Below are 13,906 nucleotides of genomic sequence, written 5' to 3'. Positions count from 1 at the left end.
AGGTAGAAAATATAGTGTGCGGAAATACCCCATGGTGAGATAAGCCTTAGGGGATCCCCGGTCCCCCATGCATGAGAGCAAGTTGCTTATTTTCGATGCTGTCTTCTCTTCTCCATCCTTTTCACCAGCTCCTCCACCTCTCGGACGAGGGCTTCCAAGATTTTTTCACCCTTCTCTCTCGAGGCCTTGGTGGGGGAGCCCATCACCCCGGACTTGAGATAGTCTCCAGGCTTCGCGACCACCAAATGTTCTGGGAAACGGGGATGCTCGTCGACTGTCTTCTCCATCCTGACGAGTTCAGGTTTGAGGGCCAGCATGAGGGATGTCTCAGCCTCCCCCGCGTGGCCGTCCCGTGGGTCCTTTAGGACTGTTCCAGTCAGTTTTTTGATCGCCTCCTCCCACCTCACAACAGCCATGGAGAGGTCCTGATGCTTCTCTACGAGCTTCTGGGCTGCCAGCTCCAGCCCCACCATCTGGGCGGCGCCCAGGTGGCCGGGGAGGAGGATGATGTTGCGGAAGCCGTGGGCGTGGAGGCTTTCGCAGATTTCCTCCACCAGCGCCCTCAAGGCGTCTAGGCTGATGGTCAGGGTGCCGGGGAACGACCCCGTGCTCCGGCATACTCCGTAGTTTATGGGCGGAGCTACGAGGACGTTGACCCGTTCTGCCGTCCGGCGGGCTATCTCGCAGGCTATCAGTGTGTCGGTGGAGAGAGGGAGATGGTAGCCGTGCTCCTCGGTGGAGCCGCAAGGAACAATGACCGTCTTGGTTTCTCTGAGGGCCTTTTCTAGCTCCTTCCAGTTCATCTCCTCCAACAGGCGGCTCATGCTAGCTTCCTTCCCCGTCTTCTAGCTTTAAAATGCTCCCAGCCTCGAGGCTGAATGGTCCTCCTAACATCTTTCTCCTCGAAGACCAGTCCGCCCTGTTCCACCGCCCGCCCTATGACTTGCAACCCCCAGCGTTTTTCCCAGCCTCTCCGAAATCTCCGAGGGTCCAACGTCACCACCAGCTCGTACTCCTCTCCCCCGTAGAACGTCAAGTCAAAAGGGTCCAGCCGGTGGAGGTCGGCGAAGGCCTTGGCCTCCGGAGCCAAGGGAAGCCGGTGGACGCTGAAGCCCACACCGCTTGCCACGGCCAGTTCTCGGAGGCTCCAAGCCAAGCCGTCGCTGGAGTCGATGGCCGCGGTGGCACCTAGCCTCCGAAGCCTAAGCCCCACCTGAAGCCTTGCCTCAGGAGTGAAAACGGGGCGGAGAAGCTTCTCCCTGAGGTTGCCGGGGGCCTTCAGGTTTTCTAGGAGAATCTTCAACCCCGCAGCAGTCCTGCCGAAGGGGCCTGTGACCGCTAGGAGGTCCCCGGGCTTGGCTCCTCCCCGGAGGAGAAGCCGGCCTTTCCCGCAGAACCCTAGGGCGGCCACGGTGATGACAAGGTCCCCAGCCTCGTTGGTGTCCCCTCCGATGAGGCTGAGGCCGTATTGGCGGGCTGCATCCCTGAGGCCTTCGGCTAGGCTTTTCACCTTCCGGCTGCCATACCTCGGCAGCCCTAAGCCCACTAGGGCGGCTCTGGGGCGGACGCCCTTGGCGGCGAAGTCGCTGACGGCCATGACCACCGCCTTCCTGGCTGCTTGATAGGCGGTCATGCCTGGGGGCATGTCGGTTTTCCCCACCAGCATGTCTACTTTTAAGACGGCGAGTCTTCCGCCTCCTAGGTCCACGGCTGAAACGTCGTCCCCGCTGGGAATGGGCATAGGGCTGGGCTGAAACTTTTCTAGGAGTAGCTGGATGATTTCTCTTTCCCCCAAGGTTTTCTCGGCTGTCAAGACTCCGACCTCAGATTTCTGTTTCCGGTTTCTCCGACTCCATGCTCAGAGCCCAAATTTCACCTAGTTCTTCCAAGCTTGGCGCATTTATGATGGTGACGGTGCCGCCTTCCCGGAGGATTTGAACGTAGTCGTTGGAGTCGATTTCCCAGACGCCCTCCACCTTCGCCGCGCCCATACGCCACAGCATCCATTCGTATCCGTCGACGAACTCCTCCGCGTCGGCTTCGCTGTCCCATGCGATTCTCCACACGTAGCCGTAGCTTTCACTTTTCTTGTACACCACCATCAGGTCCCCGTCCCAGCCCTCGGATACGCTGGCTGAGTAGGTGTAGCTGTCGCCCTTCACCCCGATGGGGACGATGCCCTGATTCCAGAACATGATAAACAGGGCGAACTCCCCCAGGGTGTCGTTTCCAAGGACCTCCCACTCTTCTAGGCTTAGGTCAGGGAGGGTGACGTTCACAGGCGTGTCGACGCCGTATTTTTCCGGGTGGATTATCTGCTCTGTGCTTTTTGGCGGGTCTGCGTAGGCTTGGTCAACAGCCTCCCAGCCGCCCTGCATCCAAAGCTCCCGGACGAAGTTTAAACCCTCAATGTATGGGAAATACTGGATCAGCCTGAAGCCCCAAGGCACACCGTCAGCCGCCGCGGCCGCACCCCCGTCCACAGGCGGGAAACCCCATCGGGCTTCGTACAGCTCCCTCACCAGCTCTGCGTCTCCCTCAATCAAGGCGTCTACCGCGAAGGAGCTGTCAGTTAGCTTTGAGGTGAATTCGAATATTTCCGGGAAGTGTCGGTCTTGGAGAAGATGGACAAGCTCGTGGACTAGGGTTTCCTCGTCGACGATGGCCTCGCCCACCAGCACTATTTCGTCTCCTTCCACGTCGTAGTATCCGCTTACAGCCCCTGAGAAGAAGGATTCAGTCACAGCCTTGATGTTTTCCTCCTCGGTGAGGATGTAGAGGGCTTCATACTCCTGCTGTGCCAGTTCCCATTCTTGCGGTGGCACTTCTTCCAAGGCGCTCTTGAAGGTTTCCCCGTACTCGGCTCTGCTGATGCTTTTCGCCGAGAACTCCCCGTCAAAGGGAAGCCCTCGGATGAGCTCAACCCTTTGGACTATCACGTCCTGTCCTATGTGAATCTTCACGGCAGCCTGGGCTGGCGGATGTTCAGCGGTGATGGTGTACTCGCCGAAGGCATCCTCAGGAAAGGTCAGGCTGAGGGACAGACTTCCCTGCCGGTCGGCGGAGGCTTCCAGCGTCCTGTCTGCGAAGCTGAGCTGCACCTTGGCGTAAGGGACAGGTCTGCCGTCGGTTTTCCTCGTAACCGCGACCGACAGGCCCACGGTCTCCCCGGTGTTGTAGAAGGTTTTCTCCGCAGTTAGGACTATGTGGACGTCTTTCACAATGATGCTCTTGACGGCTGCGAAGGCAGGGGGATAGCGGGAGTCCTCAGGGACGAACATGGCTACAAGCATGTAGCGGCCGGCTTCTTTGGGAGTCCATACGAGGGAGACAGTGCCTTCCACCACCGGGATGTCCCTCAAGATTTCGGGAGCAAAGGCGCCCTTGTAGGGAATGAGGATGAGGGTTCCGTCTAGCGGAGGCGTGGTTTCACCCTCCACCTGAACCCCCTCGCCGATGTTGACCATCATAGGAGCAGCGCTCAGCTGGAGGGATACGGTTTCGCCTTTTGCATTGGCGGAAACGGATGGGAGGGCTGAAAGCAGGCTCAGCAAGATGGTTAAGGTTAGGAGCAAACCTGAATGTTTAAGGCGCATCCCTTCCAGCTTCTCCCCTAGAAGTAATATGAGTATCGCTTCTCTGGCATAAAAAGAGGGGTGATGAACCTTTAAAGGAGAGGGGCGAATTAGTTTATCTGTTTCCGGGTGGTGGAAACGCTTTCCGAAAAAGTGAAGATAACCGTGGAGGAAGACGCTGAGCTGACGGGGGATGTGGGAGAAGTCCTAGCCTACTGGGCCCTGAAAAAGATAGGTCTGAAGTGTTACAGGCCTTTCACAGACAAGCTTCTGGACCCCTCCGGAATGAAGCGAGGCTACTTCATGCCCGCCCACGACATCCGCTTCTACGGGCTCAGCGACCGCCAGAAAGCTTACCTTCAATCCCTCCGACGTCCCAGCTGGAGTTTCTTCTGCACCCGGGAAGGAGAATTCTACCTAGCCACGGTGAAGATTGCTGAGGGGGAGAACCAACAGAAAACCGGAGGGCAGGAAAACTATGCCTCCGAAAAGGCTCTGGGCTTCAAGGTTCTCAAGGTGACGGTGAAGTTCGAGGAAAACTGGAAGGCAGCTGTGTCGGTGGAGGAAATGTAGGCTTTTCCCTCACCTTCACCTTCGGCCTATGATGTCCAGCAGGTTTGTTTTCTCTATCTCGATGATGGGTATGTAGACAGACTGCCCGTCGGAGCCGGGCTTGTCGCTGAAGGATATGGTGTCGTTAAACCGGTTGTAGACGACGTATTTACTCTCAAGCTTCTCATCCCTTTCCAGGTAGTAGACCAAGGGCTTACCTACAATGGAGAAGCTTTGAATAAAATAGACCTGCCTACCCTCCACCACCGTATGCTGGAGCATGGGCGCCGGGGAGAAGGCTACCAGCTTCACCATGTCTTCCAAGGTCTTCAGCTTAAAATACATCAGCTCCTCAACCAAAGGGCTGCCCCCCGTAAACTACGGGGCGGTGGGAGGATATAAATTGAACTACGAAAAAACCGACCTGGGAAACAGGGCGGAGAGAAGCTTTTCAAAGGCTCCGTCGTCAAGCTCAGCCTTGTACCGTCTCAGCAGCTCGCGGAGAGCCTCCCGGCTTATCCGCCCCATCAGTGCGGCTATCCGCTCGGCTGTGGCGCCTCCGAGGAAGAGGAAGTGGCAGAGAGCCGTGACGTTGGCAGGCCTCCGCCTTAGGCTGGATTTCTCAAAGTCGATGAGGTACGGCCTATCCTCCCGGCTGATGAGGATGTGCTTGGAGGCTAGGCTCAGCTCCCCGTGGTCCAGCCCAGCCTTATCTAGGCTGCGGCACTGGGTGAGGGTTTCTTTCAAGACTTTTTTCACCGCATCCCGCTTTCCCTTCTCCTCCACAGCGGTGAGCCACTCCGGCAGGTGTACGCCTTCCACCAGCTCCATGGAGAGGATGTTTTCCGTGAAACCGTAGAGGCGGGGTCCGACTCCCACCCTGTTGGCTGCGGAGTGCATGGTGGCTTCATGGCCGAGGTCAGGCTTTCCGGAGTCCAGTCTGCGAATTTTAAGCGCACACCGCAGTCCATCCCTTCTCACCGCCGCGACCACTAGGCTGGAGTAGCCTTTCCCAAGGATGGAGAAGGGGTGAACCCTCTTGCTTCCCGCCAGCTCTAAGCACCGGATGCCCAGTTTTTCCAGCTCTCGGAGGCGCTTTTCGAATTCCTTCCGCTCTGGAGCTGGATAGCAGAGAAGTAGTCCGTGGTGTTCAAGCTTCACCTCCTCCAGAGGGAGAAGTTCACCCAATTTTGGGAACCTGAATCCGGTTAGGCGATTCTGTATTTAGGATGCTCCCGGCTTATCCTCACGCCTTCCTCCATGCGAAGCTGGGCGAAGGCCGCGTCCACCATGGCCACCGTGGGGAAGACGTACTCGGCGTTTTCTAGAGGGCCGTAGAGGATGAAGTCGGCTCCCGCGGCGGCGATGAGGATGTTGGCTGAAGCTTCCGCCGGCTTCACGGCTGGCAGGCCCATCTTAGACCGGAGGCCCCTCCACGTGTCCACGGCGTTGTGGGCTCCTCCTCCCATGACCGCGCCCAGCTCATTTTTCAGCTGGGTGATGGTTCGGCAGGCGAATCCGAGGGTGGGAACGTCGAGGATGCAGGTGTCGATCAGAGGTTTCTCCACCCCGGCCTTCTTCACCGTTTTCAGTAGCTCTTTGGCCGTGGCCACCCTTTCCTTGGAGCCGAAACCCGCCTTGGGGCAGATGAGGAGCACAGCGCTTTTGATTCCAGCTTCCTTTATTTTCTCCAGCTCCCCCTCTGAGGCTCGGGGGGACACGGTGTTGTAGACTATTCTCTCCGACAGGCCCGCTGCCTTCACGTGGTCCAGCACAGGTAAACGGACGGATTCCGAGACCCCGTCCAACAGGAGGGGGCCGTCGCTTACTTCGGCGGCGAAGTCGATGAACTTCTCCAAGGCCTCAGGCGTGGAACCCACCACATCCAGCATGCAGGGGTTCCCTGTCTTGTCGGAGAACTCATGCTGGAGGTTTATCAGGGCCTCCGCCGTCTTCCGGTCGAATTCCCCCTTTTGTTCGTCTCGGACGACCCTGTGTTTGTGGTGGAAAATGGAGCCTACCAGGACGGTGGGTCTTTCCCCGGGGACACCACCCACTTCCACGTTTCCTATCCTGTACTTTTTCTGCTCTGCCTCAAACTTCCACATAGCCTTTTCCCCATTCACTGTTTAACTTTTTAGTGAAGGACAAGTGGCTTAAAGAGCTTTAGGGCTGGTGCCTGAAAAAACCCGGGTCAAAGCCAAGGAGGCTTCCCGTCTAAGAACCTCGTTAGGAAGGCGGCGAAGTCTCGGTGCTGCTGGTAGAAGCGGGAGATTTCTCCGCTGGCTAGGAGGTTGAAGCCTTCCCGGATGGTTTCAGCCAAGCGGCTGGCCACGCCTACGCTCCGGCCGCCGTCGGCCAGTTTATCTCTGAGCATGGTTTTGGCGTCGGTGTACTTCCTCCTGACCAGGACAGCCCACCTGCCGCCCTCGATGTAGGGTCCTGAAACGGTGTTTCTTCCACCCAGATGTTTGGCTAGGAAATTTTCTTCCTCCCCGGCCAAGACAGGCGGCCCTAGGTGTTTCACCGTCCCCCCTTGCGAGCCTTCTTCGAGTTCAAAGACCAAGACAGAGTTGGAGGCTTCGTCACTCCACACAGCGGACCTTAGGACTTGGAAGTCGAAATCCTCCAGCAGCCTCACGAGGGCCTTCTCCGTCTTGTAAAGCTGTCCCCAGAGGACGTCGGGAACCGCCTTCACCGCCCCCAGCTTGAGGAAGAGAAGGTAGCCTCCACGGCGGGCTAGGGCTTCCTGCAGCCGCCTAGCCGCCAAAGGCTTGGGGGAGGGGGGATAGAAAAACCTCCGGCTGGGCTGGTGGAGGAAGCGTTTCGAAGCCTCCCGGAAGAAGTGGAAGCACTCCTCCCTGAGGGCTGAGGCCACGTTCCTATGCCTGTCCACCGGGTCGACGGCGAGGAGGGGAGGGCTGTCGAAAAGCTTTCGAGCTTCCTCCCCCCTCCCGCCGAAGTAGTCTTCCACGTCGAGGAACTCCCCCCTTCTCCACTGGGAGGAAGCCTCTAAGGTGTTGAGGAAGCTTCCGTAGTGGATGATGAGCAGCTCGGCGAGGTATCCGCTGAAGCCGCCTACCTTGATGTCGGAGCCGTAGACGCTGATTCCCTTCATGAACCTCTTGAGAAGCCGAACCTCTTTTTTCCCCTTCTCCGACCTCAGCTTTTTTCTGACATACTCCGTGTGGTAGGGCGTCCTGTCGGTGGCTGTCTTCCATCGGGGCGGCTTAACCCGGTAGCAGGGGACGATGTTGGCCTTGACCGTGGGGGTAAGCTGGGCTTCCACGTAGGGGTGCTCCGCGTACCTTTCGGTTTGAGGGTAGCCTCTCAGGCTTTCGCGGGCTATTTCCATGTAGGTGGAGGCTATCTCCCGCCTCTCCACATGCTCGGGGATGAGCATGAACACGTCGATGTCCGCGTCTCCCCTCAGCCAAGTGTCCTTGGCCACGGAGCCTTCCACCCTCACCTCCGCGGGAACACCCCTCTCCCGAGCTAGTTCTTCAACCCTCTTCCTCAGCTCCTCCGCCATCCCGGAAACCTGCCTCCGCTCCGCAGGGGTGGGAGTAACCCTCCGGGCTACTTCAGCTAGGATGGTGTAGATTTCTTTTCTTCTAGCCAAAGCCTGAAACCTCGTGGACGGTAGAGTACCTAGGCCCTTTTGGGGTGAGGATGCTTCTCTTCAGCCGAACTGCCTTCACCTCCATCCTGCCCACTGGAGTTTGGGAATGCTGAGCCAGGAGGCGGGACAGTTCTTCCCGGTTCTTCCCTGTTTTCACCCGGGCTAGGGTTAGGTGGGGGCTGAAGCCTTTGGGATCAGGGGGGATGCCTATCCTCCGCAAGCCGGCTTCTAGGTTTTTGGCGATTTCCCCCAGCTTTTCAGCCCCCTCCGACATCCCCACCCAGACGACGTTGATCCTCCTCACGCTGGGGAAGGCGCCTAGGCCTTGAAGGCGGACAGGGAAGGGTTGAAAACGCAGCTTCCCCAGCTCTTCAACCACCGCCTTGAGGGTTGACGGTGAAAGCTCCCCGAGGAAGCGGAGGGTGAAGTGCAGGTTTTCAGGCTCCACCAGTTTGAGGTCGGCTCCCGTCTGCCGGAGGGTTTGCTGAAGCTCCACCAGCCTCTCCACCAGCTGCCTGTCTTCCACGTCGACGGATATGAAGGAGCGGATTTTCTCACTCAATTTTTGAAACCTTCAACTTGCTGTGGAACAGCCCTAGCGTAGGGCTACGCTCCGCCCACGTGATAGGTGTATTGGGTTAAAAAATTAAGCCTTTTTCGAATTTAACAGTAATCCAGCTCTCTCAGCTTGTTCAGGATTTTTTCCACGCAGGCCTCAGGCGGCTCCGCTTCCGTGTCCACGACGACCTCAGGGTTCAGCGGCTCCTCGTAGGGGTCTTGAATCCCCGTCATATTCTCCAGCTCCCCGGCCAAAGCCTTCTTGTAGAGGCCCTTAGGGTCCCGTTGAATGCAGGTTTCCAAGGGGCATTTCACCCAAACCTCCACGAAGTTCCGAATCTCCCTCCGAGCGTGCTCCCTGACGGAGCGGTAGGGGGAAACCAAGGAGACGATGACAGCCACCCCATTCCGGGCCAGCAGCTTGCTCACGTGGGCAACCCGTCGGATGTGCCTCTCCCGGTCCTCTCGGCTGAACCCAGCCTCAGGGCTCAGCGCCTTTCGGATTTCATCCCCGTCCAAGACTTCAACCCGCAGGCCCTTGGTCTTCAGGGCATGCTCCAAGCCTCGGGCTGTGGTGGTCTTCCCGGCTCCGGGAAGGCCGGTTAACCAGACTGTGAAGCCTTTACCCACCCTGAGCACGCTCCTCTATTCTAGGACTCTACCCTCCATGTCCTCTGGTACCGGGAGGCCGGCTAGGTGGAGGATGGTAGGCGCCACATCTAGGAGGCGGGCTTTCTCCACTCTTCCCTTCTTCAGGGTTTCTTGGGGATCGTAGGCGATGTAGATGCCGTGCATGGAGTGCACCGCGTCGTCGGGGCCTTTGTCGTTCTCAGAGAGGTAAAGGCTTCCATGCCCTACCGTTCCAGCGGACCTCCAGTAAAGGTCGTCCAAGTACACCAGCAGGTCTGGAGGCTCGCCGTGGAGCTCCGGGTAGAGCTGTTGGGGTTTAAACACTCTGTTCCGCATTCTTCTTCCCTCAGGGTCTCTGAGCTCCGACAGCTTCCCAGCCAGCTCATCCCTGAGGGATTCATAGTCCCCGGGGTCTACCACGCCCCGGGGCTCCCGGCCTTTGACGTTGAGGAAAATCCTCGCATAGTAGCCGCCCCACCCCCAGGCTAGGGTTTTCTCCCAGTCGACGGGAGCTTCTTCCAAGTCTACGACTCCGCCCGGCGGGTGGGTGAAGGTGAGGTATCCTTCCTCAGCCAGCCATTGGTTGATGCAGAAGGCGCCTTTCATCCCTTTGACCCCGTGGTCGGAGACGGCGAAGGTCAGCGTGTCCTTTCCCGCGGTCTTCAGCATTTCCCCCACCTTCAAGTCGAGGTATTTGTAGTAGTCTTCGATCACCCCTTCGAAGCTGTTGCCGGCCTCGTATTTGGGGTGCTGGGGGTCGAAGAACTTCCAGAAGGCGTGGTGAAGCCTGTCCAAGCCGATTTCGACGAACATGAAAAAATCCCATTTCTTGTGTTCCATCAGGTAGTTTAGGACTCTAAACCTCTTCTCCGTCATCTCGTAAAGCCTCCGGAGAAGTCTTTCTCTGTCTTCAACTCTGAACTCCACGTCGAAGAGGTACCTCCCCACCAGCCTCTCCACTTCCCTCTTCAGCCCCAGGGGGTAGGTGTAAGCCTTCTCCGCACTGGGGGTTATGAAGCAGGAGATCATGTTACCGTTCAGGGGCCGTGGGGGGTAGCTGGGAGGAACTCCCACCAGGCAGGAGGAATGCCCTTGGTCTGAGAAAACCTCCCAGAGAGCCGGCTCCCTAACCGAAAGGGAGGTGGCGATGCCCTGCTCAGTGTAGGAAAAGTTCCTCCTATACCTGAAACCGTAAAGCCCCAGTTTCCCCGGGTTCTTGCCTGTGGCCAAAACAGCCCAAGCGGGGATGGTTATGGGCGGATGGCAGCTTTCCAGTTCCCCGTAGGCGCCTCTGTCCAGCATTTCCCCTAGGTTGGGGAGGATGTCTCTGAACTTGTGGAAGACCAGCTCAGGAGGAGCAGCGTCCAAGCCTACGACCAAAACTTTTCTCGACAGGAGAGACCCCCGCCCCTGATTGACGGAACAAACTTAGCCTCCTCTAAATATTTAAAAACATTCATATCTTAGGCGGCCAGTCTTTCCCCTGATGAGCAAGAACAAGGGATTCTCGATTCAGTGGCTTTCGATGTTTGTTCATCGTTCGGAAAACGTAAATTATTTTAAATATAAGCCGCCTAACTAATTCCTAAAGAGTGTATGTGAAGTGCGTTATACGTTATCTTTTGTAGCAGGTTGAGGGCTCATTGAAGTTAAGCTGCATTTTTCAGGTGGAATAACCGTTGATTAAAGGCGTATCAGTCACCGGCACTGGGTTTGTAGGTTTAGTTTCCGCAGTCTGCTTTGCCGAGAGAGGCTTCAAGGCCTACGCTGTAACCCACGACGAAGACAAGGCGAAGACTATTAACCAAGGGGAGCCCCCCTTCTACGAGCCTAAACTGAAGCGTCTCCTCAGAAGCTCGTTGAAGAGTAAGCTTTTCCGATGCACCACGGATCTCAAGGAGGCGGCTTCAAATTCTGAGATCACGTTTATCGCTGTGGGAACCCCCAGCCGGCCGGACGGAGACATCGACCTGTCCATCATCAAGCGGTCCAGTGAAGAAATCGGGGAGGCCATCGCTGAGAAAAGGGGGTATCATCTTGTTGTGGTTAAGAGTACGGTTGTACCGGGAACCACCGGCGGGCTGGTTAAGGATTCCGTTGAGAAACACTCGGGGAAGAAGGCGGGAGACGGTTTCGGCCTCTGCATGAGCCCCGAGTTTCTGCGCGAGGGCAAGGCTGTCTACGATACGTTTCACACAGACCGCGTTGTGATAGGTGAGTACGACCGAAAGTCGGGGGACATTCTGCACAAGTTTTACCGCAGGTTTTACGGAAAGAAGACCCCTCCCATTCTCCGGATGAGTTTGGCTTCAGCTGAGATGGTGAAGTACGCCAGCAACGCTTTCCTCGCTGCTAAAATCTCTTTCATAAACGAAATAGCCCGTATCTGCGAAGCCACGGCCGGCGTGGATGTGGCTGAGGTGGCGAAGGGTATGGGCTACGACAAGCGCATCGGCCACCTGTTTCTTGAGGCTGGGCTGGGCTTCGGCGGCTCATGTTTCCCAAAAGACGTTAGGGCCCTGATAGCCTATGCCCAGCGGAAGAGATACCCTCCCCTCCTCCTCCGGAGCATTTTGGATGTAAATGAGCGGCAGGCGTTTCATGGGGTGGAGCTTGCTGAGCAGCTGGTGGGAAGCTTGAAGGGGAAACGGGTGGCCCTTTTAGGTTTAGCCTTCAAGCCTGAGACCAGCGACATCCGGGAGGCTGCTTCGCTGAAGATCATCGACAGGCTGCTGGGTTTGGGGGCTGAGGTAGCTGTGTACGACCCTGTGGCTATGCCTGAGGTGGAAAAACTCTACGGGAAAAAAATCATGTATGCTGGTTCCCCGCGGGACTGCCTCAAAAAGGCTGACTGCTGCATACTGGTCACAGAGTGGAGTGAGTTCAAGAAACTTAAACCCGGAGACTTCACAAAGGTCATGCGCAACCCCGCCGTGGTCGACGGCAGGAAGGTTTTCAACCCCAATGTTTTCTCCAAAAAGTTGAGGTTTGCCGCTGTTGGTTGGGGCCATCAACCTTCGTAATAACTCTTATATGCATTCTCGTGAGGGGGATATTTGGCGGACTCGGTGCGTGAAAAAATGCAGGTGCGGAAGGTTGTCATCCCCGCCGCGGGGCTTGGCACCCGGCTTTATCCCGCCACCATAGAACAGCCCAAAGAAATGCTGCCCATTTTCTGCAAGGGCAGAAATGGCGGGGTCTACGTTAAGCCCCTTCTCCAATCTGTCTTCGAGCAGATATTCGATTTCGGAATAAGAAACTTCTGTTTCATCGTAGGCCGGGGTAAGCGGGCTATCGAAGACCATTTCGCCCACGACGAGAAGGCGTTGAAGGTCAAGAAACCCAGCAACAAGCTCACCGTCTCAGAGGTCAGGAGGTTTTACAGGATGGTCGACCGCTCCAACATCGTTTGGGTGAACCAGCCTAGCCCCCGAGGCTTCGGCGACGCCGTCTACAGGGCCCGCTACTTCATCGGAGACGAGCCCTTCCTGGTTTATGCAGGGGACACCTACATAGCTGCGAACGCGGATAAGCTTCTGAAAAACCTTGTAGACGTACACAGCAAGTATGGGTCGGATGCCACGTTTGTGGTGGATGAGGTTGAAGACCCCCGAATCTACGGAGTCATAGAAGGCGAGAGGGTGGCGGGGAGAATCTACAGTGTCAAACGCATCGTCGAGAAACCTAAGGTCGCCCCCTCCAAACTGGCTGTTGTCGCCCTGTATTTGTTCAACCCCGTAATCTTCAAGATGCTGGAGAGAGTTGGTGTGGACGAGAGGGGGGAAAAGCAGTTGACGGATGCCATTCAGATGCTGGTTGAAGGCGGCTTTAAAGTATACGCCCTGAAACTGGGCTCCGACAACATCCGGGTGGATATAGGAAACCCGACGACCTACTGGGATGCTCTGCGCGTATCCTACGGCCGTGCGAAATAGTCTCCCCGTAACTTAGAAAATCCTCGACCGGAACCAGTCCACCGTCTTGGCCAGTCCTTCTTCAAGCGAAGTCACCGGCTCCCAGCCTAAGACGGTTTTCGCCTTGCTTATGTCCGGGCATCTCCTCTTAGGGTCGTCTTCGGGCAGGGGATGGAAGGTGACCTGCGAAGTGCTCCCGGCTATCTGCTTTATTTTTTCCGCAAGCTGGAGGATGGTTATTTCATGGGGGTTTCCGATGTTGAATATTTCACCCTTGGCATGGGGGCTGGTTAAGGCCTTCAACATCCCGGCTACGGTGTCGGTTACGTAGCAGAAGCTACGTGTCTGGGAGCCGTCTCCGTAGACGGTTATGTCCCTCTGCAAGAGGGCTTGGGTTATAAACCTTGGAACAGCGCGAGCGTAGGCGCCGTCCGCCCTGATCCTCGGCCCGTAGGTGTTGAAGATCCTGACGACCCTCACATCCAAGCTGTACTGGCGCCTGTAGGCGGCGCAGAGGGCTTCGCCGAACCTCTTGCCTTCGTCGTAGCAGGAGCGAACACCCACCGGGTTGACGTGACCCCAATAGGTCTCAGGAGTAGGTATCACCTGCGCGTCTCCGTAGACTTCGCTTGTGGACGCGTAGAGGGTGAGGGCGTCGTTGAGGCGGGCGGCTTCCAGCACCGTCAACGTTCCAAGGGAGTTGGCTTTCAGGGTTTCGATGGGGTGCTTCTGATATTCTTCCGGGGATGTTCTGCTTGCCAAGTGGAGTATGATGTCCAGCCTTTGGGGTTGGCTGAAATTCTCCGCATTACCCTCTATAAAATGGAAGTTTTTGTTCCCTCTGAGGTGGTCTATGTTTTCCCTTAGTCCTGTGGCGAGGTTGTCTAGGCAGAATACTTCTGCGTCTGTCCCTGTCAGTATGTCGCAGAGCCAGCTTCCCAGAAACCCAGCTCCTCCTGTAACAAGAATTCTCTTACCTGCAAACATGTTTTCTTTAAGCTGGGATAATACTTGGTTTATCTCTTTTCCGATGGTTGATTTAGCCATTTTGGGTC

The 13,906-nt window shown here is 56.8% G+C and carries 14 protein-coding genes; 3 read left to right on the top strand and 11 right to left on the bottom strand.

The annotated features are described in order from the left end of the window. Positions 1-86 precede the first annotated feature (86 nt). Genes BWM17_RS09190 through BWM17_RS09180 form a run of 3 tightly spaced genes read right to left on the bottom strand, consistent with a single transcriptional unit; the run spans position 87 to position 3,596 of the window. Positions 87-824, bottom strand: coding sequence for a creatininase family protein (locus tag BWM17_RS09190; RefSeq protein ID WP_309493627.1), 738 nt, complete (start codon positions 822-824; stop codon positions 87-89). Next, positions 821-1,813, bottom strand: coding sequence for a thiamine-phosphate kinase (gene thiL / locus BWM17_RS09185; protein WP_309493626.1), 993 nt, complete (start codon positions 1,811-1,813; stop codon positions 821-823). The genes BWM17_RS09190 and thiL overlap by 4 nt, the downstream gene beginning before the upstream one ends. A gap of 10 nt (positions 1,814-1,823) precedes the next feature. Then, positions 1,824-3,596 (bottom strand): Hvo_1808 family surface protein, encoded by a 1,773-nt coding sequence (locus BWM17_RS09180; protein ID WP_309493625.1) that lies wholly within the window; start codon positions 3,594-3,596, stop codon positions 1,824-1,826. Between the two features lie 111 nt (positions 3,597-3,707). On the opposite strand from BWM17_RS09180, the gene BWM17_RS09175 reads away from it, so the two are divergent. Next, complete coding sequence (locus BWM17_RS09175; protein ID WP_309493624.1) at positions 3,708-4,148, top strand: hypothetical protein; 441 nt, start codon at positions 3,708-3,710, stop codon at positions 4,146-4,148. 15 nt (positions 4,149-4,163) lie between these two features. Here the strand turns inward: BWM17_RS09175 and BWM17_RS09170 are convergent, their stop codons facing one another. The 7 genes from BWM17_RS09170 to BWM17_RS09140 all read right to left on the bottom strand — a co-directional run bounded on the left by BWM17_RS09170 (position 4,164) and on the right by BWM17_RS09140 (position 10,317). Further along, entirely contained in the window at positions 4,164-4,487 is a 324-nt protein-coding gene (locus BWM17_RS09170; protein WP_309493623.1) for a hypothetical protein, read from the bottom strand. A gap of 48 nt (positions 4,488-4,535) precedes the next feature. Then, positions 4,536-5,315 (bottom strand): lipopolysaccharide kinase InaA family protein, encoded by a 780-nt coding sequence (locus BWM17_RS09165; RefSeq protein WP_309493622.1) that lies wholly within the window; start codon positions 5,313-5,315, stop codon positions 4,536-4,538. 20 nt (positions 5,316-5,335) lie between these two features. Further along, positions 5,336-6,253 (bottom strand): tetrahydromethanopterin S-methyltransferase subunit H family protein, encoded by a 918-nt coding sequence (locus BWM17_RS09160; protein ID WP_309493621.1) that lies wholly within the window; start codon positions 6,251-6,253, stop codon positions 5,336-5,338. Between the two features lie 68 nt (positions 6,254-6,321). After that, on the bottom strand, positions 6,322-7,749 hold the full coding sequence (cca, locus tag BWM17_RS09155; protein WP_309493620.1) for a CCA tRNA nucleotidyltransferase: 1,428 nt from the start codon (positions 7,747-7,749) through the stop codon (positions 6,322-6,324). After that, positions 7,742-8,311, bottom strand: a complete 570-nt coding sequence (gene thpR / locus BWM17_RS09150; protein WP_309493619.1) for an RNA 2',3'-cyclic phosphodiesterase — start codon at positions 8,309-8,311, stop codon at positions 7,742-7,744. The genes cca and thpR overlap by 8 nt, the downstream gene beginning before the upstream one ends. A gap of 101 nt (positions 8,312-8,412) precedes the next feature. Further along, the gene (gene cysC / locus BWM17_RS09145; protein WP_309493618.1) at positions 8,413-8,937 is read right to left on the bottom strand and encodes an adenylyl-sulfate kinase; all 525 of its coding nucleotides are present in this window, start codon (positions 8,935-8,937) and stop codon (positions 8,413-8,415) included. 15 nt (positions 8,938-8,952) lie between these two features. Then, positions 8,953-10,317: an alkaline phosphatase family protein gene (locus BWM17_RS09140; RefSeq protein ID WP_309493617.1), complete on the bottom strand. Its 1,365-nt coding sequence runs from the start codon at positions 10,315-10,317 to the stop codon at positions 8,953-8,955. 299 nt (positions 10,318-10,616) lie between these two features. On the opposite strand from BWM17_RS09140, the gene BWM17_RS09135 reads away from it, so the two are divergent. Then, positions 10,617-11,960 carry a UDP-glucose/GDP-mannose dehydrogenase family protein gene (locus tag BWM17_RS09135; protein WP_309493616.1) on the top strand — a complete coding sequence of 448 codons (1,344 nt, stop codon included), beginning with the start codon at positions 10,617-10,619 and terminating at the stop codon, positions 11,958-11,960. A gap of 33 nt (positions 11,961-11,993) precedes the next feature. Next, positions 11,994-12,872: a UTP--glucose-1-phosphate uridylyltransferase gene (locus BWM17_RS09130; RefSeq protein WP_309493615.1), complete on the top strand. Its 879-nt coding sequence runs from the start codon at positions 11,994-11,996 to the stop codon at positions 12,870-12,872. A 12-nt stretch (positions 12,873-12,884) separates the two neighbouring features. Here the strand turns inward: BWM17_RS09130 and BWM17_RS09125 are convergent, their stop codons facing one another. Next, positions 12,885-13,898: an SDR family oxidoreductase gene (locus BWM17_RS09125; RefSeq protein ID WP_309493614.1), complete on the bottom strand. Its 1,014-nt coding sequence runs from the start codon at positions 13,896-13,898 to the stop codon at positions 12,885-12,887. Positions 13,899-13,906: the final 8 nt, after the last annotated feature.

The sequence above is a fragment of the Candidatus Hecatella orcuttiae genome, from assembly GCF_002009985.1.
GTDB classification, from domain to species: domain Archaea; phylum Thermoproteota; class Bathyarchaeia; order Hecatellales; family Hecatellaceae; genus Hecatella; species Hecatella orcuttiae.
This window is presented reverse-complemented; position numbering and strand designations above follow the sequence as displayed.